We start from the raw sequence: 25,188 nt of genomic DNA on the forward strand, positions 1-25,188 counted from the left end.
ATGTAGCCGGATGTAACGCGCATGTGAAGCGTCAATGACCTGCGGTTACCCGGCGATGCATGGAAACGCTCCCATATCGACCGCTCGCGATGAAACTTTCAGCACGCGGCGGTCACGGGCGCGGGCGCAGCCGGAACTCGTTGCCCTCCGGGTCGGCCAGCAGCGTCCAGGGCGCGCTCGCCGCCTCCACGGGCACGTGGCGCGCGCCCATGTCCATCAGGCGTTCGATGTCGGCCACGAGATCGTCGCAGTCCAGCTCGACCTGCAGCCGGTTGCGGCCCACCTTCGCGGCAGGCGCCTGCACGAACAGCATGCCGGGATACGTCGCCTGGTCGGGCGCGATCGCCACCGCGTCCGGGCGCTCCTCCAGTATCTGGAAGTGGAGCACCTCGGCCCACCAGCGAGCCAGCCGCGCCGGATCCCCGGCGTCCACTGCGGTGCCATGCCAGCGCAGCCCCATCGCCGCCTCCTGCCGGTGTGGACAGAGTGCCGAAAGCGTACGCCCCCGGATTCCCGTCTGCCACCACCCGTAAACCCCCCGGAAAGGAAGGGCGCCTTCACAGCGCTCCGCGTCGTGAAGGCGCCCTTCCCAACATCTGGCAGGTCAGAGGACGGCGCGGCCGGCTTCCAGGCGGGCGACCGGGACGCGGAACGGCGAGCAGGAGACGTAGTCCAATCCCGCCTCGTGGAAGAAGCGCACCGACTCGGGGTCGCCGCCGTGCTCGCCGCAGACCCCGATCTTCAGGTCCGGCCGCACCTGGCGGCCCTCCTGCACGGCGATGCGCACCAGCCGGCCGATGCCGTCACGGTCCAGTGTCTCGAACGGCGACACCCCGAACACGCCCAGCTCCAGGTACCGGCTGAAGAACGAGCCCTCCACGTCGTCGCGGGAGAAGCCCCAGCCCATCTGGGTCAGGTCGTTGGTGCCGAAGGAGAAGAAGTCGGCCGCCTCGGCGATCTGGCCCGCCGTCAGCGCGGCCCGGGGCACCTCGATCATCGTACCGATCGGGGTGCCGGACATGCCCTCCTCGGCGAGGATGCGCTCGGCGTCGGCCCGTACCGCCTCCAGCTCCTGGACCGCGCCCACCAGCGGCACCATGATCTCCGGCCGGGCGTCGCCGCCGTCGGCGCGGACCTGGGCCGCGGCCTGCGCGATGGCCCGCACCTGCATGCCGAACAGCCCCGGGATGACCAGACCGAGGCGTACGCCGCGCAGCCCCAGCATCGGGTTCTGCTCGTGCATCCGGCGCACCGCAGCCAGCAGCGCCTCCCGGTGCGGGTCGGGCTCCTTCGCGGTGGCGACCTCGACGGCCAGCTCCTCCAGCGGCGGCAGGAACTCGTGCAGTGGCGGATCGATCAGCCGGATGGTGACCGGCAGCCCGTCCATCGCCCGGAAGATCTCCGCGAAGTCGTCGCGCTGCAGCGGCAGCAGCGCGTCCAGCGCCCGCTGCTGCTCGTCCGCGCCGTCGGCCAGGATCAGCCGCTCGACCATGGCCCGGCGCTCGCCGAGGAACATGTGCTCGGTGCGGCACAGGCCGATGCCCTGCGCGCCGAAGCGCCGCGCCCGCGCCGCGTCGGAGCCGGTGTCGGCATTGGTGCGCACGGCCAGCCGCCGCCGCTCGTCGGCGTGCGTCAGCATCCGGTGTACGGCGGCGACCAGCGTGTCCGCGTCGGCGGGCAGGTCGCCGTCGAAGTAGCGCACCACCGGGCTGGGCTTCACCGGCACCTCGCCGAGGTGGATCGCCCCGGTGGTGCCGTCGATCGAGATCAGGTCGCCCTCGCCCACGGTCACGTCGCCGACGGTGAACCGCTTGCCGGCCAGGTCCACCTCGACCGACTCGGCACCGCAGACGCAGGTCTTGCCCATGCCCCGGGCCACCACCGCGGCGTGCGAGGTCTTGCCGCCGCGACTGGTCAGGATGCCCTGCGCCGCGATCATGCCGGGCAGGTCGTCGGGATTGGTCTCCCGGCGCACCAGGATGACCTTCTCCCCCTTCGCGGCCCGCTCGACCGCGTGCGCGCTGTCGAACACCACGTGCCCGACGGCCGCGCCCGGCGAGGCCGCGATGCCCTTGGCGATCGGCTTGTCGACCGCCGACTCGTCGAAGGTCGGGAACATCAGCTGGGCCAGCCGCGCCCCGCTCTGCCGGCGCAGCGCCTCGTCGAGGTCGATCATGCCCTCGTCGACGAGCTGCGACGCGATGATGAACGCCGCGGCCGCGGTGCGCTTGCCGACCCGGGTCTGCAGCATCCACAACTTGCCGGCCTCGATGGTGAACTCGATGTCGCACAGGTCGCGGTAGTGGCCTTCGAGCGTGGACATGATGCCCGTCAGCTCGTCGAACGACTTCTTGTCGAGCTGCTCCAGCTCCTGCAGCGGCACGGTGTTGCGGATGCCGGCGACGACGTCCTCGCCCTGGGCGTTGGCGAGGTAGTCGCCGTACACGCCGCGGGCGCCGGTGGCCGGGTCGCGGGTGAACGCGACGCCGGTGCCGGAGTCGGGGCCGAGGTTGCCGAAGACCATCGCCACGATGTTGACGGCGGTGCCCAGGTCGGCCGGGATGCGCTCCTGGCGGCGGTAGAGCACGGCGCGCTCGGCGTTCCAGGAGTCGAAGACCGCGTTGACGGCGAGGTCCATCTGCTCGCGCGGGTCCTGCGGGAACTCGCGCCCGGTGTGCTCGGCGAAGATGGCCTTGAAGGTGTCCACCAGGCCGCGCAGCTCGGCGGCGTCCAGGTCGACGTCCGCGCGCGAGCCCTTGACCCGGTCCATGGCGTGCTCGAAGGCGTCGCCGGGCACGTCGCAGACGGTCTTGCCGAACATCTGGATGAGCCGGCGGTACGAGTCCCAGGCGAAGCGCTCGTTGCCGCTGCGCGCGGCCAGCCCGTGCACGCTGGCGTCGGTCAGGCCGACGTTGAGCACCGTCTCCATCATGCCGGGCATGGAGAACTTGGCTCCCGAGCGCACCGACACGAGCAGCGGGTCGGCCGGGTCGCCGAGGCGGCGGCCCATGGTCTGCTCCAGCGCGGCGAGGTGCGCGCCGACCTGCCCGGCCAGCTCGGCGGGCGGGCTGCCCGCGGCCAGGTATTCGCGGCAGGCGTCGGTGGTGATGGTGAACCCGGGGGGCACGGGCAGGCCGATCCGCACCATCTCGGCGAGGTTCGCGCCCTTGCCGCCGAGCAGATCCTTGAGGTCCTTGTTCCCCTCGGCGAAGTCGTACACGTACTTCGTCATTGCGACCTCCCGCGTAGTGACCTCGACAATCAGTCTTGCGCGGGACCTTAACGGCCGCTCAGGGAATTTAGGAGGAGCTGGTGACGTATGGCACATGCATCGACAGTTGTGCCGTTCGCACGGTTTTCAGGGAGCGTTCCCACGCGCACTACCGCGCATACCCACCCCGATCGGGTGACATTCGGCGGAGGTCGAAGGGGGCCGCCGAAACGGACATCGATTGCTAACGTTCGCACCATGCATCCGTTCGGTCCTGAAGCGACGTCCGCCCCCCATCCGCTTTACGCACGGCTGCGCGAGGAGGCTCCCGCGCACGAGTTCGCCGTGGCCCCGAACTTCAACGCCTGGCTGATCACCCGGCACGACGACGCCCGCCGCGCCCTGAACGACCCCCGGCTGAGCAAGAACGTCTCCGGCGCCCCGATCCGCACCAGCGGCGGCTGGCCGGTCGAGCTGCGGGCCGCGATGGACTCGCACATGCTCAGCAACGACCCGCCCGCGCACACCCGGCTGCGCCGCATCGTCTCCTCGGCGTTCACCGCCCGCCGCATCGCCGACCTGCGCCCCGACGTGCAGCGCATCTCCGACGAGCTGCTCGACGGCTTCGCCGGCCGGGACGAGGTCGACCTGATCGGCGAGTACGCCTTCCCGCTGCCCCTGGCGGTCATCTGCGAGCTGCTCGGGGTGCCGATGGACGACCGGGACAGCTTCCGGGCGTGGTCCAACACCATCATCGCCAGCGCGCTGGCGCAGGGCGACGCGCTGGCGGCCGCGACGGCGATGAACGACTACGTCCGCGAGCTGGTCGAGCGCAAGCGGGCCCAGCCGGACCACGCGCTGCTGTCCGCGCTGGTCACGGCGGCCGACGACGGCGAGCGGCTGACCGAGGACGAGCTGACCTCGCTGGTGTTCCTGCTGCTGCTCGCCGGGCACGAGACCACCGTCAACCTCATCGGCAACGGCGTCTACCTGCTGCTGAGCCACCCCGAGGAGCTGGCGCGGCTGCGCGCGGACCGCAAGCTGCTCTCCCCCGCCATCGAGGAGTTCCTGCGGTACGAGAGCCCGGTGAAGACCGCGACCCTGCGGATCGCCACCGAGCCGGTGGAGTTCGGCGGGGTGACCGTGCCGGCCGGGGCGGTCGTCATGGTCAGCCTGCTGTCGGCCAACCACGACCCGCAGGCGTTCGCCGACCCGGAGCGCTTCGACCCGGCGCGCGCCGACAACCAGCACCTGGCGTTCGGCCACGGCATCCACTACTGCCTCGGCGCGCCGCTGGCCCGGCTGGAGGGCGAGATCGCCTTCAACGGCCTGCTGGACCGCTTCCCGAAGCTGCGGGCCACGCAGCCGCTGGACGAGTTGATCTGGCGTCCTGGAGCGCTGCTACGCGGCCTCGATCGGCTACCGGTCATGCTGAGCTGAAATTTCCCCCAAGATCAAAGCTCCATTTAGTGGCGATTTAGCCATCTGAGTGGAGCTTTGATGGGATAAAACAACGCCTCCCTGAGGCGATCCCGTAGGGGAAAATGCCAGCAATTCGGACACGCTGTGATGCAGATCACGTCAGCGCAAGACGTGATGAACCGACCAGTAAGCCCCTAGAAGGGGAGGAAAGTTCACCCATCAGGACGGATGATTCCTGACCGCGCTGGTGAGTCCAGTCACTGAGCAGGCAGTATGGGCGCTCCCGAATCAAAGGTGATGACGGAAAGGCCCCCAACCCCCGTGACTTACTTCAGACGTGGCAAGCACAGCGTCCCCGGCAACCTCGACAAGAGCCGTGACCGCCTCGCCCAGACCGGCGGAATGGTCCGCGGAGGCCTCGCCCGGCACTCCCGCCAGGCACTGGCCATCACCGCTCTCGCGGGTGTCAGCGCGTTCGGCCTGATCGCCGGTGCCGCCAACGCCAACGACAACGACCCCACCCCCGCGGACGCCGCCAAGGCGATCACCAATGTCGCGACCGTCGACGCGCTCGCCGAGCGGCAGTACATCGCCGAGGACGCGAGCCGGTACCAGCGCTCCACGCCCGTGGAGACCACCACGACCAAGCCCACCACCACCCCGCCCAAGAAGCCGACGGTGACCAAGCCGAAGCCGGCCACGGTCAAGACCGCGCCGAAGCCCGCCGCCGCACCCCGCCCGGCGTGGCTGATCCCGATGAAGGGCGCCCAGGTGACGTCCTGCTTCGGGCAGCGCTGGGGCGTGCTGCACGCCGGCATCGACTTCGCCATGCCGAGCGGCACCCCGATCCGCGCCGTCGGCGCGGGCACCGTGGTCAGCGCCGGCTGGGCGTACAGCGGTTACGGCATCTCGGTCGTGGTCGACCACCACAACGGCTACCTCACCCACTACGCGCACATGTCGCAGGACAAGGTGTCGGTCGGCGACGAGGTCAAGGCCGGCGACATCCTCGGCCTGGAAGGCTCCACCGGCGACTCGACCGGCCCGCACCTGCACTTCGAGGTGCACAAGGGCATGTGGAACCAGATCAACCCGGACGGCTGGCTGGCCGACCGCGGCATCCAGACCTCCTGCTGAACCACCCATCCCCATACCCCATCCCTCCCCCGACGAGAGGCCCGGATCATCACTGATCCGGGCCTCTCGCTATGCGGAGTCCGCCGGGCGGCCGTGATCGTCGGACTTGCCTGGCACCCGTGCGTATCTTGGGCGCGCTTTCGCCCACCTGCCTGGCAAGTCCGACGATCATGCCGACCTGGCCCGCATCGGCGAGCCTGAGGATCGGCTGAGAATTCGCGAGACGGGACATATGCGGAATAGGTGAGTTATAGGATCGCTCGTATTCGCCTATCCCGTGCCGACGCGCCCGGCGAGCCGGCCGTGAAGGAGGTTGGCATGTCTTCGCGGCGCCTGGCAGTCGCCGTCACCACCGCGCTCCTGCTCGTCGTCGGGGCCGCCGCCTGCGAGAGCGGCGACTCGGGCGGCTCGGGCGGCAGCGGCAAGATCGCACTGCTGCTGCCCGAATCGCAGACCACGCGGTACGAGCAGCACGACCGGCCGCTGTTCGAGGCCAAGGTCAAGCAGCTGTGCCCCGACTGCGAGATCATCTACAGCAACGCTCAGCAGGACCAGAGCCGCCAGCAGCAGCAGGCCGAGGCGGCGCTCAACAACGGCGCGCAGGTGCTGGTGCTCGACCCGGTCGACGGCGCGGCGGCGGCCACCATCGTGTCGCTGGCGAAGTCGAAGAACGTGCCGGTGATCTCGTACGACCGGCTCATCCAGAACGCGCCGGTCGACTACTACATCTCCTTCGACAACGAGCGTGTCGGCCAACTGCAGGGCGAGACGCTGGTCAACCGGCTCAAGGAGCTGGGTAAGACCTCGGGCGACATCGTGATGATCAACGGTTCACCGACCGACAACAACGCGAAGCTGTTCAACAAGGGCGCGCACTCCGCGCTGGACACCTCCGGGTTCAAGACCGTTCCGACGCCCGACTTCTTCACGCCCGAGTGGAAGCCCGAGAACGCCCAGAAGTTCATGGAGGGCCAGATCGCGCAGCTCGGCAAGGACGGGTTCGTGGGGGTGTACGCCGCCAACGACGGCACCGCGGGTGGCGCGATCTCGGCGATGCGGGCCGCGGGCATCACGCCTGTGCCGCCGACCACGGGCCAGGACGCCGAACTCGCCGCCATCCAGCGGATCGTCGGCGGCGACCAGTACATGACCGTCTACAAGGCGTTCAAGCCCGAGGCCGAGCAGGCCGCCGAGGTGGCGGTCGCGCTGGTCAGGGGCGAGAAGCCGAGCACCGACCGGACCGTCAACAACGGCGCGGTCGACGTGCCCTCGTTCCTGCTCGAACCGCAGGCGGTGACCAAGGACAACATCAAGCAGACCGTGGTCGCCGACAACCTCTACACCGTCGAGCAGATCTGCACCTCGACGTACTCGGCCGCCTGCCAGGCCGCCGGCCTGACCTGACCTGGCCAGTCACCGGGCAGGCGTTAAGAAGGGCACCTTCCTCTACGTATGGCGATGTGAAGGTGCCCTTCCTTTCCTAGGGGGTGAGTGGGGTGCGGGAGCCGATTCTGGCGTTGCGGGGGGTCAGCAAGCGGTTCGGTGCGGTGCAGGCGCTGAGCGAGGTGGACCTCGACGTGTACGCCGGGCAGGTGGTGGCGCTCGTCGGGGACAACGGGGCGGGTAAGTCGACGCTGGTCAAGGCGATCTGCGGGGTGAGTCCGCCGGACACCGGGACGGTGACGTTCGCGGGGCGCGAGGTGCGCGTCGAGACCCCGCACGCGGCGCAGGAGCTGGGCATCGCGACCGTCTTCCAGGATCTGGCGCTGTGCGACAACCTGGACGTGGTCAACAACCTGTTCCTCGGGCGGGAGCTGCGGCGGGGGGCGGCGCTCGACGAGGTCGAGATGGAGCGGCGCAGCGGCAAGCTGCTGCGGGAGCTGGCGGCGCGGATTCCGAGCGTACGGCTGCCCGTCGCGGCCCTGTCCGGCGGTCAGCGGCAGACCGTGGCGATCTCCCGTTCGCTGCTCGGCGACCCGAAGGTGGTGCTGCTCGACGAGCCCACCGCGGCGCTCGGCGTGGCACAGACCGCGCAGGTGCTCAACCTCATCGAGCGGCTGCGCGACCGGGGCCTGGGCGTGGTGCTGATCAGCCACAACATGGTCGACGTACGCGCGGTCGCGGACCGGGTGGCGGTGCTGCGGCTCGGCCGCAACAACGGCGAGTTCCGCACCCACGACGTCACCAACGAGCAGATCATCGCCGCGATCACCGGGGCGACCCAGAACGTCGTCTCCGAGCGGGTGGCCCGGCTGCGCGAGCAGTCCGCCGGCGACGACCCGCTGGCGGCCGGCTCGGCGGAGGGCGGCGTCTGATGTCGGACCCGCTGGCCGAACCCGCGGTGCCCCCACCGACCCCGGCGACGGAGCTGAGCAGCCCGAAGGAGGCGGTCGGCGGCTGGCTGCAGACGCTGCGCACCGGCGACATCGGCTCGCTGCCGATCATCGTCGGGCTGATCCTCATCGTGATCGTGTTCCAGAGTCTCAACCCGACCTTCCTCAACGCGTTCAACCTGGTCAACCTGTGCCTGCAGATCGCCGCGCTGGGCATCATGGCCACCGGCATCACGCTGGTGCTGATGCTCGGCGAGATCGACCTGTCCATCGGCTCGGTGAGCGGCCTCGCCGCAGCCGTGCTGCTGGTCACCCACGTGAACGACGGGTTCGCACCGCTGGTGGCCGTGCTGATCGCGGTGCTCGTCGGCACCCTGGTCGGCACGGTCCAGGGCTCCATCTTCGCCAAGATCGGTGTGCCGTCGTTCATCGTCACGCTGGCCGGCCTGCTCATCTGGCAGGGCGTGCAGCTGCGGGTGCTGGGCGAGCAGGGCACCATCAACCTGCCCCCGGCCGGCACGCTGGTGCGCTGGGCGCAGTTCTCGTTCGTGCCGCGCTGGCTCGCGATCACGCTGGCCGCCCTGATCCCCGTGCTCTACCTGCTGTTCAGCCTGCTGACCCGGCGTAGGCGAGCCGCCGCCGAGCTGCCCGTCATGCCGCTGTGGCTGCCGATCGCGGTCGCGGTGATCCTGTTCGTGCTGCTCCAGCTCATCGTCGCCAAGCTCTACCTGGACCGCGGCGTGCCGTGGACCTTCGTGTTCATGGTGCTGGTGGTGGTCTTCTTCGACTGGCTGCTGCGGCGCACCGCGTACGGGCGCAAGATCTTCGCGGTGGGCGGCAACATCGAGGCGGCCCGCCGGGCCGGCATCAACGTCGACTGGATCCGCATCTCGGTGTTCGCCCTGTGCAGCACCCTCGCCGCGGTCAGTGGCGTGGTCGCCGCGATGCGGCTCGGCTTCGCCAACCAGCAGTCCGGCAGCGGCGAGACCCTGATCAACGCGATCGCCGCCGCCGTCATCGGCGGCACCAGCCTCTTCGGCGGCCGCACCCGCCGCTACGCCCCCCTGCTCGGCGCGCTCGTCATCGGCGCCATCGCCAACGGCCTGGAACTGCTGAGCCTGTCCTCCGACGTACGCCTCATCGTCACCGGCACCGTCCTCCTGGCCGCCGTAGTCATCGACGCCCTGGTCCAACGCTCCCGCACCTCCCACGGCCGCTAACCCACCGCCACCACCCCGCCCTCACCCCACCCCGCCCAAGATCGCGACGATCTTGCGCGAACTGTTGGCCATATGCCCGTTATGGGCGTGTCGTACCCACAGTCCGCGCAAGATCGTCGCGGCGAGCGGGAGGGAGGGAGGGAGGGAGGGCGGGAGGGAGGGAGGGCGAGCGGGAGGGGTCAGCCGTGGGTGGCGGGGTTGGGGTAGGGGTCGAGGGGGTGGTGGCCGGGTGGGGCGTCGCGGCGGGGGTCGGATTCGGACTCGGTTTCGGCGGTGAGGTCTTCGGGGGCGGGGCGGGGTGGGAGTTCGCCGAATCTGACGTGGCGGAGGAAGGCCGACTCCTCGTCGGTGAACTTCTCGCCGGAGTACAGGTTGTCGGTCATGGGAGTGGTCCTTCCTCGTTGGCGGGGGCGAACAGGCATACCGCCGCGGTGGCGTCGTCGCTGACCTTCTGGCGGGGCCAGCGGGTTCGGTGGGGGTCGGCGTGTTCGGCGGTGCGGGTCGCCGTGATGATGCCGGCGGGGCCCGCGCGGTAGCCGAGGTCAAGGTAACCACGCCAGTCCAGCAGGCCGTAGTCGGTGACGAGCAGGGCGGCTCCGTCGGAGGCCAGCAGCGCGCCGCGTACGCCGTCGACGGTGCCGGTGAGCGCGTGGGCGGCCGCTTCGGGCTCGGTGCGGGCGATCCAGTAGCCGCCGGGGGTGTTGCGCTGGGACTGCTGGTCGGCGATGAAGCGGGCCAGGTCGTCGCGGGTGCCGCGCTCGGCGGCGGCGGCCAGGTCGGGTGTCGCGAGGGCCTTCCACGAGTCGTCGATGACGGCGACCGGGCCGCCGGCGGTGTCCAGGACCACCGGGGAGTCGGCGAGCACGAGGTATTCCGCGCCCGTCGCCGTCTGCCGCACGATCGAGACCGTCGAGCCGGGTGAGCCCGGGTGCCGCAGGTCGCAGCCCGGGTGCTCGGCCGCCACCTCCGCGACGGCCAGCGCCAGGCCCTCGGCCAGCGGCGTCGGGCCGTCGAGGCGGCGCAGCAGCCGGGCGCCGAGGCGGGCCACGTACCAGGCGGTGCCGTGGACGCAGCCGGTCTGCGGGCTCTCGGTCAGCCCGTCGAGCACCACCGCGAGCCGGGGACGCGCGTCGGCCCAGTCCAGGTTGACCGCGCCCGGCATGGCCGGTTCGCTGGCGATGCTGACCCGCATGTTCCGCTCCGCTCCCGGCCGCGAGGTCGCCGCCGCGGCTCCACCTTTCCATGATCGGCCGATGCCGGCGCACCGGGTGTTACCTCCGGGCACCGCCGGGGCGTCAACAGGGGCATGGGTATGGGGAGAACACATGGCACCACCTGACCTCGAACGCGGCTTCGCCGACTTCGTCGCGGCCCGGTCCGACGCGCTGCTGCGCAGTGCCTGGCTGCTCACCGGCGACGCCGGCCGGGCCGAGGACCTGCTGCAGACCGCGCTGGCCAAGGCGTGGCGGCGCTGGGCGGCGGTCGAGCGCGCCGACAGCCCCGAGGCGTACGTGCGCCGGGTCGTCTTCACCACGTACGTCTCCTGGTGGCGGCGGCGCTGGCGGGCCGAGACGCCGAGCGGGGAGCTGCCGGACCGGCCCGGGCACGGTGACCTCGCCGGAACGGTCGCCGTGCAGGACGCCGTCACCCGGGCGCTGGGCCGGCTGTCGCGCCGGGCGCGGGCGGTCGTGGTGCTGCGCTACGTCGAGGACCGGCCGGTGGCGGAGGTCGCCGAGCTGCTCGGCAGCACCCAGGGCGCGGTCAAGGTGCTCGCGTCGCGGGCGCTGGCGGAACTGCGCGCGGACCCGGATCTGCAATCTCTCGTACTGGATGGAGCAAACGCATGACCGAACAGGACCTTCGCCGGATCGTGCTCGACGCGGTGCCGCCGCTGCCGCCGCCGCCCGACCGGCTGGCATCCGTGCTGCGCCGCGCCCGGCTGCAGCGGGTACGCCACGCCTCGGTCACCGCCGCCTGCGCCGTCACCCTGGTCGCCGCCACCGCCGGCCTGCTCGTCGGGCCGGGCGGCACGCCGTTCGGTGTCGCGTCGTCCGGCAGCCCGTCCGCCCCGGAGCCGTCTCCGTCGGCAGCCTTCCCTTCGCCGGTCCCGTCGCCGCTGCCGTCGAACTTCGCCTCGCCGGTTCCATCGCCGCTGCCGTCGAGCTTCCCGTCGCCGTTGCCGTCGAACTTTCCGTCGCCGGCCGTGCCCAAGACCGTCGAAGGACGGCTGGAAGCGGCATCGCTCGACGCGCTGCGGCGGGCCGCGCCCGGCGCGAGCCTCGTCCGTGACCTGCGCTTCCAGGACTCGTTCGCGGACAACGGCGAGTACGGCGCCATTCAGCTGATCAACGCCGCGGGCCGCGACGGCACGCTGACGATCGTCGCGCGCCGCGCCACCGGCAAGGAGACCTGCGCCAGCGAGGTCGCGGCGGCCTGCACCCAGTCGACCGGGCCGAACGGCGAACGCGTCCTGTCCGTGCCGGCCACCGGCGACGGCAGCAGCGACGGCAGGCCGAACCGCGCGCTGGTGGTGATCGTCATCCGGCCCGCCGAGAAGCTGCTGGTGACGGTGATCGTCGACAACGCCACCGAGATCACCCAGTACCCGAGCGCCTCGCAGTACGCCATGGAGAGCACCGGCTACACCGGGCAGCTGCCGCCGCTCACGCTCGCCCAGGCGAAGGCGATCGCGCTGGACGTCGCGGCGCGGACCGACCTGCCGTGACGGGGGGTGGCGCGGTCGGCAGCCGTCGGCCGCGCCACCCCCGTCACGGCAGGTCACCGCCGCAGCGGCACTCCTTTGCCGACGCCGAGCAGCAGCACGACCAGGGCCGCGATGACGATCATCGTGATGAGCATCGTGGCGTACATCGCGGACGGGAACATCCCGGCGCCAGGGACCTGGCAGGCGCCGTAGGACAGCAGCCCGCCGCCGACCGCGGCGCCCGCCGTCAGCCGCACGTCGCGACCGCGCCACATCCGCCGGACCGCCATCATGAGCAGACCCGCCACCCCGAGCATGGCCGCCACCAGCAGCGCAACGATCCACGACGGGTCGGCGGGCGGCGGCTCGGAGGCCAGGCGCGGCGGCTCCTCGAAGTGCCAGCCCTCGCCGCCCATCGGGATGCCCAGCCGGTGCCAGACCCCGTCGACCGAGCGGTAGAGCAGCCCGTCGCGGCCGTTGGCGACGAAGACCACGTGACCGCCGGCGACCTCGCGCACCACGACCGACCTCGACGACAGGTGCTCGGCCCGGTCGCCGAGCGCAGGGTATTCCGCCGCGAGCTGCTCGTAATCGGTGCCGGTGATCTCCCACGCGGTGGTCCAGCCGGTGGCGTCGCCGCCCGACTCCACCCGCAGCAGTCCGGGCGCGACGCGGTAGCACACCTGCCCCGCGCAGTCCGACGGCTGCGACCCGACCAGGAAGACTCTTTCGGCCGTCCCCTCGATGCTCCCGTCGTGGTCGACGTTCAACCACCCGCCGCCGGCCGCCCAACTGCTCTCCACGTGCACGGCGACCAGGTCCCGGCCGCCGTTCTGCACCCCGTGACCTCGTAGGTCGCGGGCTCGCCCCGCACCCCGCAGGCCGAAAGCCCACCCGCCAGCAACAGCGTCAGCGCCACCCGTGACCATCGCATGGCGTCACTGTGGGGCCGGTCCGGTGCCCCGGCAACACCGCATGGGTATCGAACCGGAAACGATCCTCAGCGGATGAAGCCGCGGCGGCGGCCCTCGGCGGTGGCGGCCGTGCGGTTGTCGACGCCGAGCTTGGCGAAGACCTGCACCAGGTGGGACTTGACGGTCGCCTCGCTGATGAACAGCCGGCGGGCGATCGCGGAGTTGGAGTGGCCGCCCGCCACCAGCTGCAGCACCTGGGTCTCGCGCGGGGTCAGGCTGATCCCGGGGGCGCGCTCGCGCGACACCAGCCGCGTCGCCACGGACGGGGCCAGCACCGTCTCCCCCGCGGCCGCCGCGCGCAGCGCCCGCAGCAGGTCGGCCGGTTCGGCATCCTTGAGCAGGTAACCGATCGCGCCCGCCTCGATGGCCCGCAGGATGTCGGCGTCACTGTCGTACGTGGTCAGGATCAGCACCCGGGGCGGCTCCGGCAGTTCCCGTACCCGCGCGGTGGCCGCCGCGCCGTCGATGCCCGGCCCGAGCTGCAGGTCCATCAGCACCACGTCGGGACGCAGCTCACGGGCCAGGCGCACGGCTTCGTCACCGCCCGCCGCCTCGCCCAGGACGCGTAGGCCGGGGTCGGCCTCCAGCGTCGCGCGCAACCCGGCCCGCACGATCGGGTGGTCGTCCACCAGCAGCACACCGATCACGGCCGGACCTGCCCGGCGACGGCGGACGGGCGATCCGGGGCAGGCAGCGGGACGGTCGCGCTGACCGCAGTGCCCTCGCCCGGGGTCGACTCCACCACGAGCACGCCGCCGACCTCGGCGAGGCGGCTGCTCATCGCCGCGAGGCCGAGGCCGGTGCCCGTGGACGGGGAGGCCACCGGATGGCGGGGGTCGAAGCCGGCGCCGTCGTCGGCGACGTCCACGCGTACCGCCGCCGGTTGGAACGCGAGGGTGACCACGACGGTGCTCGCGCGGGCGTGCGCGCGCACGTTGGCCAGCGCGGCCTGGGCGACCCGCAGCAGCGCCACCGCCACCGGCGTGGGCAGCGGGCCGGGCTCGCCGTCGGCCACGAAGCGGGCCTCGACGCCGAAGTGCCGGGCGTCGGCGACGGCACGCTCCAGCGCCTCGGGCAGCGAGCGGCCGGTCAGCTCGGCCGGGGCCAGCGCGCGGACCAGCCGGCGGGTGTCCTCCAGCGCGCCCCGGGCCGCGTGCTCGGCGACCTCCAGCTGCGGTCCGGCGTCGGCGGCGTCGCGGGCCGAGCGCAGCAGCAGGATGATGCTGGACAGGTTCTGGGCGACGGTGTCGTGGATCTCGCGGGCGAGGCGCTCGCGTTCGGCGAGGATGCCCTCGCGGCGCTCGGTGGCGGCCAGCCGCTCCTGCGCTTCGGTCAGCTCGCGCACCAGCGCGGCGCGGGCCTCGCTCTCCCGGCGCAGCCGCCGGTAGACGGCCGTGATCACGATGGCGACGGCGGCGCCGAAGACCGGGCCGAGCACGGTGCCGGAGTCCAGGCCGCCGCGGTGCGCGCCCGCCGCGGCGACGGCGATCGCGGTCAGCGCGGCCGTGCCGGGCAGGCCGGCGCGGGGCGGCAGCAGTTGCAGGCAGAGCAGGTACAGCGCGAACGCCAGCCAGACGAACGACAGCGACAGCGTGAGCAGCACGGTCCAGCCGGCCGTCAGCACGAGCAGCCACAGCAGCGCCATCCGGACTCCGGCGGCGCGGCGCGACAGCGCGATGCCCACCGCGTACCACGCGGCGACCGCAACGGTCGTGACCAGCACCGCCGCGCGCTGCCCGCCCTCGGTCCACGCCTCACCGGCACCGAGCGCCAGCAGCGCGGCGAAGAGCACGTGCTCGGCGCGGCGCAGCAGCGTCAGCGCGTCCTGGCCGCGTCCCGCCCTGCTCATGGCGTCAGAGCGTAGCCGCAGCCGGGCGGGGTTTGCCGCGGCCGCCAGGGGCAGCGGCCGCGGGGCCGGGGCGCGGCACGTGGCCGCGCCCCGGTTCACAGATCGAATCAGGCGATGACGCCGTCGACCTCACGCTGGGCAACCTCGCGCTTGGCAACCTCGCGCTTGGCAACCTCCTTCTTTGCAACCTCCATGATCACACCTCCTCCTCGGGATCTTGAAGGGCGCGACACAGCGCGCTCCGGTGTCTGCATGGTCTGCCACCGAAGCGCTCGAGTGGCGCGTTAGGGACTGTAGCGATTGTTGACTCCGCAGTGAAGTCCCTCAATATTGATCTTCTGAAAACCTGTCGCGAACTGTCCCAATAGACGGCTATGACTGTCGCGGTGCCGACACATCACGGGTGGCAATCATCGAAATCGGTACCTAAATCATTCTTACGACAATCACTTCCTAAAGATCGCTCGCTATTGTGCGCCGTCGATCGGCTCCTTTAGCGTGGGCCGCGGACGGGTACGAAGCTGTGGAGGTCCGTTGCCGATCCTGTGCACCGACGACTACCGCGCCCTCGCCCGACCCCGGCTGCCCGCGGACGTCTGGGACTACCTCGACGGCGGCAGCGGCGCGGAGCTGACCCTGGGCGCCAACCGCCGGCTGTTCGACCGCGCCGAGCTGCGGCCCCGGGTGCTCGTCGACGTCTCGGTCTGCGACACCGCCGGCAAGCTGCTCGGCGACGCGCTGACCACGCCGGTCGGCATCGCGCCCACGGCGTACCACCGGCTGGCCCATCCCGACGGCGAGGTCGCCACCGCCCGCGGCGCGCGCGGCGCGCTGTTCGTGGTGAGCATCTTCGCCAGCCGCAGCCTGGAGGACATCGCCGCGGCGGCCACCGGCCCCCTGTGGCTGCAGCTGTACTGGCTGCGCCGCCGCGCCGTGCTCGCCGAACTGGCCCGCCGCGCCCAGGACGCCGGCTACCGGGCGCTGGTGCTGACCGTCGACGCGCCGCGCATCGGGCAGCGGCTGCGCGACCAGCGCAACGGCTTCGCCGTCGACCCCGAGGTGCGGGCGGTGAACCTCGACGACGCGATCATGGCCGCCTCGCACGAGCACCACGAAGGCGCCTCGGCGATCGCCACGCACGCGGCGCAGACCTTCGACCAGACCGTCACCTGGGCCGACCTGGCCTGGCTGCGCGGCCGCACCGAGCTGCCGCTGGTGCTCAAGGGCGTGCTCACCGCCGAGGACGCCGACCGGGCCGTCGAGCACGGCGTCGACGCGATCGTCGTGTCCAACCACGGCGGACGCCAGCTCGACGGCGCGGTGCCCGCGCTGCGGGCGCTGCCCGAGGTGGTCGCGGCCGTCGCGGGCCGCTGCCCGGTGCTGCTCGACGGGGGCGTACGCCACGGCCGCGACGTCTTCATCGCCCTGGCCCTGGGCGCGAGCGCGGTGCTCGTCGGCCGCCCGGCGCTGTGGGCGCTGGCCGTGGACGGCGCGGACGGCGTGGCCGGGCTGCTGACCATGCTCACCGGCGAGCTGGAGCACACGATGGCGCTGGCCGGACGACCGCGCCTGGCCGACATCGGCCGCGACGCGGTGCTGCTGCCCGACCGCCGCGACTGAACGGAGTGCACGACGATGGTGACGTTCGAGGAGCCGGCCGCGCGGTCGCGAGTCGCCGGCAAGCCGGTGGAGCTGGCCAAGGAGGCGATGCACGCCTCGGTGAGCGACCCCGTCGCCGCCTCGATGAACTTCCTCAACGAGGTCGCCGGCCGTTACCCCGACGCCATCTCGCTGGCCGCCGGCCGGCCGTACGAGGGCTTCTACGAGACCGAGGACATCAAGCGCTACCTCGACGTGTACGTCGCGTACCTGGGCGACCAGGGCAGCACGCCGGAGCAGATCCGCCGCGCGCTGATGCAGTACGGCCGCACCAACGGCCAGATCCACGGCCTCATCGCGCGCATGCTCGCCGTCGACGAGGGCATCGAGGTGCCCGCCGAGGCGATCTCGGTGACCGCGGGCTGCCAGGAAGCGATGATCATGGCGTTGCGCGGGCTCTGCGCGGGCCCCGACGACGTGCTGCTGGCCGCCGAGCCGTGCTACGTCGGCATCACCGGCGCGGCCCGGGTGCTGAACATCGACGTGGTGCCGGTGCCGGAGGGCCCCGCCGGACTGGACCCGGCCCGGGTCGCCGAGACGGCCCGCGCGGTGCGCGCCCAGGGCCGCCACCCCCGCGCCCTGTACCTGGTGCCCGACTTCTCCAACCCGTCCGGCGGCTGCCTGGACCTGGCCGCCCGGCACGCGCTGCTCGACGTCGCCGCCGCCGAGGACCTGCTGATCCTGGAGGACGACCCGTACGGCCTGTTCGGCCTCGACGACCGACCCCGCCCCCGGCTGAAGTCCCTCGACCGCGACCAGCGCGTGATCTACCTGGGTTCGTTCGCGAAGTCCTGCTTCCCCGGCGCGCGCATCGGCTTCCTGGTCGCCGACCAGACCGTCGTCGACGCGGCCGGCAACCGCACCCTGCTGGCCGAGGAACTGTCCGCGATCAAGAGCATGGTCACGGTCAACACCTCCCCCATCGCCCAGGCCGTCGTCGGCGGCCTCCTGGTCGAGTCCGGCTGCAGCCTCAAGGCGGCCAACGTGGACAAGATCGCCTTCTACCGCGGCAACCTGCGCCGCCTGCTCGACGCCCTCGACCGCCACCTGCCCGCGCCGTGGCGCGACGACGTCGGCATCACCTGGAACGTGCCCGCCGGCGGCTTCTTCGCCGTCGTCGACGTGCCCATCCCCGCCGACGAGAAGCTCCTGGAGATCTCCGCCTCCCGCCACGGCGTCCTCTGGACCCCCATGAGCTTCTTCTACACCGACGGCGGCCACCACTCCCTCCGCCTGTCCTGCAGCGGCCTGACCCCCGACACCCTCGAAGAGGGCGTCCGCCGCCTCGCCACCCTCCTCCGCGACTCCCTCACCTGACCCCGCCCTCCCCCACCCCGGCCCGCCCTTCGCGCCCCGGGGCTTTTCGCCGTGCCCACCCCCAAGATCGCGACGATCTTGCGCGAACTGTTGCTGTTTTGCCCAGTTCGCGCGTGTCATACCCACAGCCTGCGCAAGATCGTCGCGGCGGGCACCGACCGGAGTTCCCTCCTTGACAAGTTTTGTTGTCGGTGGGAGGGTGGGGGCATGTTCGAGGTCGGGGTGATCGAGGATCCGGTGGTGGCCGAGGTGTCGCTCGATCCGGTGCGGGCCCGGTTGCTGGCCGCGCTGGTGGAGCCGGGGTCGGCGACGACGTTGGCCGCGCAGGCGGGGCTGACCCGGCAGAAGGTGAACCATCATCTGCGCACGCTGGAGAGTCACGGGCTCGTCGAGCTGGTCGAGGAGCGGCGCAAGGGCAACTGCACGGAGCGGGTGTTGCGGGCGACCGCGGCGTCGTATGTCATCTCGCCCGCCGCGTTTTCCGCGGTGGCGCCCGATCCGGAGCGGTCGCCTGATCAGCAGTCGGCGCGGTGGCTGCTGGCGCTGGCGTCGCGGCTGGTCCGCGAGGTCGGCGAGCTGATCACCGGGGCGCGGGCCGCACGCCGGCCGCTGGCGACGTTCGCGGTGGACAGCGAGATCCGGTTCGCCTCGGCGGGTGACCGGGCCGCGTTCGCCGCCGAACTCACCGAGACGCTGGCCGCCCTGGTCAGCCGTTATCACGACGGGAGCGCCACCGGCGGCCGCCGGCACCGGCTGGTCGTCGGGCTGCACCCGAGCCTGCTGCTGCCCCGCGCGGACGGCACCCGCTCAGCTGAGCAAGACACCGAGAAGGAGTAGGACCATGGGCAAGAAGTTCGAGATCGTACGCGAAGGCGAGCTGCGGACCACGCCGGAGGAGTACTGGGATGCCGTCACCACCGGCAACGGCGGCTGGCTGTGGCCGATGGAGTTCGAGCCGCGCGTCGGCGGGGCGGCCGCGTTCGGCGGCACCGTCACCGAGTGGGACCCGCCGCACCGGCTCGCGTCCCGGATGGACGGCGACAACGGCTGGTTCAACCAGGTCGAGCACACCGTCGAGGGCCGCGACGGCGGAAAGACCTGGTTCCGGTACGTGCACAGCGGCGTGTTCACCGACGACTGGGACAACCAGTACGACGGCGCCGACCAGCACACCGACTTCTACCTGCACACCCTCGGGCAGTACCTGGCCCACTTCAGCCGCCGCCCGGTCGTCTACCTGTCGACCGACGCGCCCGCGGCGTCGAACTCGCCCGGCGGCTTCACCACGCTGCGCGGCGCGCTCGGCCTGACCACCGCGACCGCGCAGGACGACATGATCCGCACCGCGCTGCCCGGCGGCGAGACCGAGGCGGTCGTCGACTACCTGCACCCGAACTTCGTCGGGCTGCGTACGCGGGACGCGCTGTACCGCTTCTTCGGCCGCAACGCGTTCGGCGCGCCGGTCGGCGTGGCCGTGCACCACTTCGACGCGACCGCCGACGCCGCCGCCGAGCAGAAGGCCCTCGAGGACTGGCTCCAGGGCGTCTACGCCTGAGCCGGCCACCCGCCCGCCCCGCTTTCTATCGACGTTGGCCTATCTCATCGACTTTTGAGCGATCGGAGTCGATGAGATAGGCCAACGTCTACGTAAGGCGGGGCCGGGGCGGGTCAGCCGGTGAACCAGGTGCGGAGCTGGGCGGCGGCCTGGGCCAGGGCACGGCGGCCGGCGTCGAGGTCGCCGGACATGCAGAAGAAGCCGTGGACCATGCCGTCGTATCGGGTCAGCGTCACCGGCACGCCCTCGCGCCCGAGCCGGCGGGCGTACTCCTCGGCCTGGTCGCGCAGCGGGTCGTACTCCGCGGTGACGACCAGGGCCGGCGGCAACCCGGCCAGGCTGTCCGCGCGCAGCGGCGAGGCCAGCGGGTTCAGCCCGTCCTCGGGGGTGGCCAGGTAGTTCGCCCAGTACCAGGCGACCGAGGTGGCGTTGAACAGGTACGGGTCGGTGCCCTCGCGCAGCGAGGCGGTGTGCGAGCGGTGGTCGGTGTTCGGGTACACCAGCAGCTGCCCGGCCAGCGGCAGGTCGCCGTCCGCGCGGGCCAGCAGGGTCACCGCGGCGGCCAGGTTGCCGCCCGCGCTGTCGCCGCCGACCGCGATCCGGGCCGGGTCCGCGCCGATCTCGGCGGCGTTCGCGGCGACCCAGCGCACGGCGGCGTGGCAGTCGTGCACCGCGGCGGGGAACTTGTGCTCCGGGGCGAGCCGGTAGCCGGCCGCGACGACCAGGCAGCCGGCCGCGTTGGCGAGGCTGCGGCAGACCGCGTCGGAGGTGTCGATGGTGCCCAGGGTCCAGCCGCCGCCGAAGAAGTAGACCAGCACCGGCAGCTCGCCGCCGCCGAGCACCGGACGGTAGATCCGGATCGGCAGCGGCCCGCCGGGACCGTCGATCTCCCGGTCGACGACCTCGGCGACGGGTTCGGGATCGCCGCCGGAGGCCTGGATCGAGGCGAGGTCGGCGGCGCGGGCCTCGTCCACCGACAGCGTGTACAGCTGCGGGGTGGCACTGGCTTCGCGCCGCGCGCGCATCGCCTGGACCTGCGGGTGCAGTGGCATCGGACTCTCCTGATCCTGCTCAGGCGACCGCGCCGAGAGCGACTCGGCGGGCCGTGGCATCGGGGCGGCCGGTCGGATCCGCGTCGTCGCGGACCCGCTGTCAGCCGTCCACGGCGGCGGCGTGGACGAAGTCGGCGTTGCGGGGGTCGGCGAACAGCTCCCGCAGCGTCGGGGCCAGCGGCAGCACCTCGATGTGCTCCCGGAACCAGTCGGCCAGCTCGGTGAGCCGCCGCTGGGCGGTCTCCAGATCGGCGGCATGCACGGTGACCTCGCCCATGCGGGCGAACGTGTTCGCCGCGCCGCCCTGCACCCGCATGCCCTTGGGCACGAAGAGCCGGGCGTGCACCACGTCGGGCTGCGCCAGCACCTCCGCCACGGTCGGGCAGCCGAGCACGACCCCCGGCCGCAGCGGCAGGAACGTGGAGGCGACCACGCCGTCGCGGGCCCGCACCTGCGGTTCGCCGACCGGCCCCAGCAGCGCGCGCACGCCCTCGACGGCCAGGTCGACGCCGTACCTGTAGCGGATCTGGTCGCTGATCGGGCCGCCCGCGCGGCGGGCCGCGCACTCGCTGAACACCAGGTCGCCCGGCTCGGGCCGGTGGAACAGCTCCATGTGGAAGACGCCGTCGGCCAAACCCAGCACCCGCAGCGCCTCGGTGACCAGCGGCGCCGCCAGATCGTACGCCCGCTTGTCGGCGACCGGATCGAGGCAGAAGGTCTGCACCGGCGCCCTCTCCAGCACCGCGCTCAGGCAGGGCTGGGCGTACCGGCCCAGGCTGAGGAAGCGCAGCTCCCCGCCGGACAGGAAGCCGTCGGCGAACCACTCCTCGCCCGCGACGAACTCCTCGATCACGAAGGTGCGCGCGGCGGTGTTGTTCGCGCGGCACCGGTCGCTGATCCGGGCGAGCTCGGCGTCGCCCTCGACCACGTACGTCGACTGCGTCGCCATCCCGGCGACCGGCTTGACCACGGCTTTCGGGTACGGCAGCCGGAAGTCGGCGGGCAGCTCGCGGATGTCCTCGATCACCGTGCACGCGGTCACCGGCAGCCCGGCCTCGCGCAGCGCCCGCTTCTGCAGGAACTTGTCGCGGAACAGGGCCACCGTGTGCGGCGGGACGCCCCGCGCGCCGAGCATGGCGGCCAGCGCGGCGGCGGTCATCAGCGCGGGGTCGTCGTAGGCGTAGACCGCGTCGAACGACCCGGGGCCGAACCCGGCTCGCAGCAGGCCGTTGACGGCGGCGTCGAGGCTCTTGTGGTCGTCGACGAACACGGTGCGTACCCCGGCGGGCAGCGGCAGCCAGCCGTCCTTGGTGGTCGCGCCGAGCAGGACGGTGACGTCGACGCCGGGGTCGAGCGCGGCCAGGGCGGGCAGGTCCGCACCCACCATCAGCAACCGCATCGGCCGACCGCCTCTCCCCGCCCGCGGCCCACCGCCCGCGGATCGAAGGTCACCGTATCGATGGCGACGGTGGGTGTCCAGAGGGCCACCACTCGATACCTACGGATACTTCAATGCCGAGCTTCGCTGCTGGTACAAAGAACCCGACCGGCTGGAGAAGGAGTTCCGTTGTCCATCGCGACACCGTCGTCGCCCTGGCGCACCCGAGCCGCCATCCCCGGCCTGGTCGCCGCGGAGGCGATCTCGGTCATCGGCGGCCGGATGTCCTTCCTCGCGATCCCCTGGCTGGTGCTGGTCACCACGGGCAGCCCGGTCAAGGTCGGCGTGGTGGCGGGCGCGGAGACGCTGGCGTACGTGCTGAGCGGGGTGCTGGCCGCGCCGCTGCAGGACCGGATCGGCTCGCGGGCGACGTCGCTGCTGTCCGATCTCGGCAGCGCGGTGGTGATGGGCGCGATCGCGCTGACCGGGCAGCTCGGCTTCGGCGTGCTGATCGTGCTGTCCAGCCTGGCCGGGGTGCTCCGGGCGCAGGCCGATCGATCCAAGAACAACCTGCTCAAGCCGCTGATGGACGCCGCGGGCACGGACTTCACCCGGGTCTCGGCGGCCCGTGAGGGCGTGCTGCGCACGTCCGGGCTGATCGGGGCGTCGGTGGGCGGGGTCGCCATCGCCGCGTTCGGCGCGATCGGGGCGATCTGGGTCGACGCGGCGAGCTTCCTGCTCGGGGCGGCGCTGGTCGCCTTCTTCGTGCCGGACCCGGCCCGCAGGGACGGCGAGCCGAGGAAATCCGCCCCGGCCGAGCCCTACCTGACCGCGCTGCGCGGCGGTTTCGTGTACTTCACCTCGGAGCCGCTGCTGCGGGCGGTGACCGGGATGCTGTTCTTCACCAACCTGTTCAACCAGGCCAGCGCCGTGGTCTTCGTGCCGATGTGGGTGCTGACGGTGCTGGACTCGCCGGTCGCGCTGGGGTCGGTCGCGGCGGCGTACGCCATCGGGATGATCGTGGGCAGTGTCGTGTTCGCGACTCTGGCGCCGTATCTTCCGCGCTACAGCGCGCTGGTCTTCGGCTACTTCGTGGGCGGCGCGCCGCGCTTCCTGGTCTTCGCGCTCAGCGACAACCTGACCGTGATCGTCGTGGTGACCTTCATCAGCGGCATGGTGATGTGCTCGGTGAACCCGACCATCGGCGCGGTCATCTACCAGCGGGTGCCCGGCCCGATGCTGGCCAGGGCGGGCGGCATCATCATGGCCGTGGCGATGGCCGGCATCCCGCTCGGCGGCGTGCTGGCCGGGCTGGTCGTGGAGCGGCTCGGTTTCGTCAACGGGGTACTGCTGTCCTCGCTGCTGTACTTCGCGGTGACCCTGACTCCGGTCATCCGGCACCGGGTGTGGCGGGAACTCAACGACGCCGGGGCCAGAGGGCCGACCACCGACCCGGCGGCGGCGCTGCCGCGGGGGTACGGGCTGGCCGCGACCGCGCTCGGCCCCCGGGTCACGCTGCGCTACACCGACGGCGAGTGGACGCTGCACGCCAGGTCAGGGTTGCGCCGGCTGGCTCCCCGGCGGGTGCTGCGCGCCAAGACCGCGGCCCACGCGCTGGCCCAGCTCGACGCGCCGGCGGTGCACGAAGCCGTCCGCGAACTGGCGCGGCACGAGCACGACGGGGCTGGGCGTGAGGCGGCCCGGCTGCGCGCCGATCTCGCCCGGATGGAATTCGCGATGAGTCAGATAAATGTCGGATTGCGGCCCTCTCATCTGCCATGAAAAGCCCGAATTTTGGCTGGTCCATTCACGTATCGACAGACTTAAAGCGAGCATTGCAAGTGCATCGATCTGCTTGCTAGTCTCCGGATTCACCGGGTCCGTCGGGGGCGCACGGCCCAGGTTCCAGCACACTTGCGACACCTGGCGGAGCAATCATGAGCAAAACGGGTTGGGCTACCGGCGCGCCCCTGGCGGCGAGCCCCGAATGGGTGGACGAGCTTCTGCTCGCCGGTGACGACCGCGACGTCTGCCTCCACTTCGGCTCCCCCGTCGACCGGGCGGCGCTGCGCCACGCCGTCGCCGACCGGGCCGACACGCTGCGCAGGCTCGGCCTGACCCGGGGCGGCTCGATCGCGCTGCGGCTGCCACCGTCCCTGGCGTACGTGGCGAACCTGCTGGCCGCGTGGCAGATCGGGGCGCAGGTCGCGCTGCTGGACCACCGGCTGACCGCGTACGAGACCGACCGCGCGCTGAACCGGCTGCAGCCGCAGGTCGTGGTGAGCTTCAGCGGCGCCCTGCCGGGCGGACTGCGCGCCTTCTACGAGGTCACCGACGTCGCCGAGGCCCGCGACGGCAGACCCGCCGAGACCGGGCACGCCGTGGTGCAGCTCAGCTCCGGCTCCACCGGCCCCTCCAAGGTCATCGCCCGTACCGCGGAGCAGCTCGTCGCCGAGGTCGACCGGTACACCCGGATCGACGGGGTGCCGCTGCCCGGCGAGCGGGTGGTGCTGCTGGCCTCCGTGGTGCACGTGCTCGGCCTGGTCGGCGGCCTGCTCTACTGCCTGCACGCGGGCGTCGAGCTGGTGCTGCCGGAGCGGCTGACCGTGGACGCGATCCTGCGCGCCGTCGAGGCCGGGGACGCGCCGACCACGCTGCTGGGCGTGCCGTTCCACACCGAGCTGCTGGCCTCCAACCCGAACCCGCCGAAGCTGCCGCAGCTCAAGCGCATGACCACCGGCGGCGAGCTGGTGCGGGCCGAGGTCGCCCAGCGCTTCACCGAGCGCTACGGCATCGTGCTGGGCAACATGTACGGCATGACCGAGGTCGGGGTCATCGCCACCGACCTGTTCGGCGAGCACCGCCCCTCGCTCATGCCCGCCCCCGGCATCACCGTCCGGGAGCAGGACGGGGAGCTGCTGATCGCGACGCCGGAGAGCCCGTACGTCGGGCTGTCCGACCCGACCCGCTGGGTCGACGGCTGGCTGCACACCAAGGACGCGGGCCGGGTCGACCCGGCGACCGGCGTGATGACGGTGCTGGGCCGGCTCGACTCGCAGGTCTCGGTCGGCGGCCTCAAGGTGGACCTGACCGAGGTCGAGCACACGCTGGCGGCCCTGCCCGGCGTGGAGAGCGCGGTGGTCGTCTACGACGGCGGCATCGAAGCGTTCGCCGTCGTGCCCGACCCGGACGCGGCGGCGGCCCTGGAGGGTGAGCTGGCGGTCCGGCTGGCGCCCTACAAGCGGCCACGCGTGCTGCACATCGTCGAGCAGCTGCCCCGCACCGCGACGGGCAAGCTCGTCCGCGACCGCGCGGTGCTGCGTACGGCGGATCCCACAGCGGCTTCGTAGCCGCCGCGCGCCGCCCGTCCCCGACTG

At 72.1% G+C, this 25,188-nt stretch carries 22 protein-coding genes; 13 read left to right on the forward strand and 9 right to left on the reverse strand.

The genetic code is table 11. From position 1 onward, the window contains the following. Positions 1 to 112: 112 nt before the first annotated feature. Together Cco03nite_RS22980 and ppdK are read right to left on the reverse strand one after the other, a co-directional pair. Entirely contained in the window at positions 113 to 460 is a 348-nt protein-coding gene (locus tag Cco03nite_RS22980; protein ID WP_203694248.1) for a VOC family protein, read from the reverse strand. A 144-nt stretch (positions 461 to 604) separates the two neighbouring features. Next, a complete protein-coding gene (gene ppdK, locus Cco03nite_RS22985; protein WP_203694249.1) occupies positions 605 to 3,232 on the reverse strand; it encodes a pyruvate, phosphate dikinase in 2,628 nt (875 codons plus the stop codon). 237 nt (positions 3,233 to 3,469) lie between these two features. Here ppdK and Cco03nite_RS22990 point away from each other — a divergent pair, with 237 nt between their 5' ends. From Cco03nite_RS22990 to Cco03nite_RS23010, 5 genes are all read left to right on the forward strand, one after another. After that, positions 3,470 to 4,651: a cytochrome P450 family protein gene (locus Cco03nite_RS22990; RefSeq protein WP_203694250.1), complete on the forward strand. Its 1,182-nt coding sequence runs from the start codon at positions 3,470 to 3,472 to the stop codon at positions 4,649 to 4,651. 303 nt (positions 4,652 to 4,954) lie between these two features. Beyond that, positions 4,955 to 5,770, forward strand: coding sequence for a M23 family metallopeptidase (locus Cco03nite_RS22995; RefSeq protein ID WP_239167587.1), 816 nt, complete (start codon positions 4,955 to 4,957; stop codon positions 5,768 to 5,770). Positions 5,771 to 6,088: 318 nt separating this feature from the next. Then, positions 6,089 to 7,174 carry a sugar ABC transporter substrate-binding protein gene (locus Cco03nite_RS23000; RefSeq protein ID WP_203694251.1) on the forward strand — a complete coding sequence of 362 codons (1,086 nt, stop codon included), beginning with the start codon at positions 6,089 to 6,091 and terminating at the stop codon, positions 7,172 to 7,174. 92 nt (positions 7,175 to 7,266) lie between these two features. Further along, entirely contained in the window at positions 7,267 to 8,085 is an 819-nt protein-coding gene (locus tag Cco03nite_RS23005) for an ATP-binding cassette domain-containing protein (RefSeq protein WP_203694252.1), read from the forward strand. Beyond that, positions 8,085 to 9,323: a sugar ABC transporter permease gene (locus tag Cco03nite_RS23010; protein ID WP_203694253.1), complete on the forward strand. Its 1,239-nt coding sequence runs from the start codon at positions 8,085 to 8,087 to the stop codon at positions 9,321 to 9,323. The genes Cco03nite_RS23005 and Cco03nite_RS23010 overlap by 1 nt, the downstream gene beginning before the upstream one ends. 179 nt (positions 9,324 to 9,502) lie before the next feature. On the opposite strand, the gene Cco03nite_RS23015 is transcribed toward Cco03nite_RS23010, so the two are convergent. Both Cco03nite_RS23015 and Cco03nite_RS23020 read right to left on the reverse strand, forming a co-directional pair. Beyond that, positions 9,503 to 9,706, reverse strand: a complete 204-nt coding sequence (locus Cco03nite_RS23015) for a hypothetical protein (protein ID WP_203694254.1) — start codon at positions 9,704 to 9,706, stop codon at positions 9,503 to 9,505. Further along, positions 9,703 to 10,515 (reverse strand): hypothetical protein, encoded by an 813-nt coding sequence (locus Cco03nite_RS23020; RefSeq protein WP_203694255.1) that lies wholly within the window; start codon positions 10,513 to 10,515, stop codon positions 9,703 to 9,705. Before Cco03nite_RS23020 ends, Cco03nite_RS23015 begins: the two co-directional genes overlap by 4 nt. 133 nt (positions 10,516 to 10,648) lie before the next feature. Here Cco03nite_RS23020 and Cco03nite_RS23025 point away from each other — a divergent pair, with 133 nt between their 5' ends. Together Cco03nite_RS23025 and Cco03nite_RS23030 are read left to right on the forward strand one after the other, a co-directional pair. Beyond that, positions 10,649 to 11,170 carry a SigE family RNA polymerase sigma factor gene (locus Cco03nite_RS23025; protein ID WP_203694256.1) on the forward strand — a complete coding sequence of 174 codons (522 nt, stop codon included), beginning with the start codon at positions 10,649 to 10,651 and terminating at the stop codon, positions 11,168 to 11,170. Continuing rightward, positions 11,167 to 12,048 carry a hypothetical protein gene (locus Cco03nite_RS23030; protein WP_203694257.1) on the forward strand — a complete coding sequence of 294 codons (882 nt, stop codon included), beginning with the start codon at positions 11,167 to 11,169 and terminating at the stop codon, positions 12,046 to 12,048. The genes Cco03nite_RS23025 and Cco03nite_RS23030 overlap by 4 nt, the downstream gene beginning before the upstream one ends. A gap of 53 nt (positions 12,049 to 12,101) precedes the next feature. On the opposite strand, the gene Cco03nite_RS23035 is transcribed toward Cco03nite_RS23030, so the two are convergent. The 3 genes from Cco03nite_RS23035 to Cco03nite_RS23045 all read right to left on the reverse strand — a co-directional run bounded on the left by Cco03nite_RS23035 (position 12,102) and on the right by Cco03nite_RS23045 (position 14,850). After that, the gene (locus tag Cco03nite_RS23035) at positions 12,102 to 12,866 is read right to left on the reverse strand and encodes a hypothetical protein (RefSeq protein WP_203694258.1); all 765 of its coding nucleotides are present in this window, start codon (positions 12,864 to 12,866) and stop codon (positions 12,102 to 12,104) included. Between the two features lie 161 nt (positions 12,867 to 13,027). Continuing rightward, positions 13,028 to 13,648, reverse strand: coding sequence for a response regulator (locus Cco03nite_RS23040; RefSeq protein WP_203694259.1), 621 nt, complete (start codon positions 13,646 to 13,648; stop codon positions 13,028 to 13,030). Then, positions 13,645 to 14,850 (reverse strand): sensor histidine kinase, encoded by a 1,206-nt coding sequence (locus Cco03nite_RS23045; RefSeq protein ID WP_203694260.1) that lies wholly within the window; start codon positions 14,848 to 14,850, stop codon positions 13,645 to 13,647. Before Cco03nite_RS23045 ends, Cco03nite_RS23040 begins: the two co-directional genes overlap by 4 nt. A gap of 540 nt (positions 14,851 to 15,390) precedes the next feature. Here Cco03nite_RS23045 and Cco03nite_RS23050 point away from each other — a divergent pair. From Cco03nite_RS23050 to Cco03nite_RS23065, 4 genes are all read left to right on the forward strand, one after another. Then, positions 15,391 to 16,470, forward strand: a complete 1,080-nt coding sequence (locus Cco03nite_RS23050) for an alpha-hydroxy acid oxidase (protein ID WP_373314304.1) — start codon at positions 15,391 to 15,393, stop codon at positions 16,468 to 16,470. A gap of 15 nt (positions 16,471 to 16,485) precedes the next feature. Then, a complete protein-coding gene (locus Cco03nite_RS23055) occupies positions 16,486 to 17,826 on the forward strand; it encodes an aminotransferase-like domain-containing protein (RefSeq protein WP_239167589.1) in 1,341 nt (446 codons plus the stop codon). 207 nt (positions 17,827 to 18,033) lie between these two features. Beyond that, a complete protein-coding gene (locus Cco03nite_RS23060) occupies positions 18,034 to 18,663 on the forward strand; it encodes an ArsR/SmtB family transcription factor (protein ID WP_203694261.1) in 630 nt (209 codons plus the stop codon). 4 nt (positions 18,664 to 18,667) lie between these two features. Further along, entirely contained in the window at positions 18,668 to 19,381 is a 714-nt protein-coding gene (locus tag Cco03nite_RS23065) for an SRPBCC family protein (RefSeq protein WP_203694262.1), read from the forward strand. A gap of 113 nt (positions 19,382 to 19,494) precedes the next feature. On the opposite strand, the gene lipP1 is transcribed toward Cco03nite_RS23065, so the two are convergent. After that, entirely contained in the window at positions 19,495 to 20,433 is a 939-nt protein-coding gene (lipP1, locus tag Cco03nite_RS23070) for a LipP1 family hormone-sensitive lipase (protein ID WP_203694263.1), read from the reverse strand. Positions 20,434 to 20,533: 100 nt separating this feature from the next. Beyond that, positions 20,534 to 21,832 (reverse strand): ATP-grasp domain-containing protein, encoded by a 1,299-nt coding sequence (locus Cco03nite_RS23075; protein ID WP_203694264.1) that lies wholly within the window; start codon positions 21,830 to 21,832, stop codon positions 20,534 to 20,536. Positions 21,833 to 22,000: 168 nt separating this feature from the next. On the opposite strand from Cco03nite_RS23075, the gene Cco03nite_RS23080 reads away from it, so the two are divergent. After that, the gene (locus Cco03nite_RS23080) at positions 22,001 to 23,593 is read left to right on the forward strand and encodes an MFS transporter (RefSeq protein WP_203694265.1); all 1,593 of its coding nucleotides are present in this window, start codon (positions 22,001 to 22,003) and stop codon (positions 23,591 to 23,593) included. 155 nt (positions 23,594 to 23,748) lie between these two features. Continuing rightward, positions 23,749 to 25,161 carry a class I adenylate-forming enzyme family protein gene (locus Cco03nite_RS23085; protein WP_203694266.1) on the forward strand — a complete coding sequence of 471 codons (1,413 nt, stop codon included), beginning with the start codon at positions 23,749 to 23,751 and terminating at the stop codon, positions 25,159 to 25,161. The last annotated feature ends 27 nt before the right edge of the window (positions 25,162 to 25,188 follow it).

The organism is Catellatospora coxensis, from assembly GCF_016862635.1.
Classification (GTDB): Bacteria; Actinomycetota; Actinomycetes; order Mycobacteriales; family Micromonosporaceae; genus Catellatospora; species Catellatospora coxensis.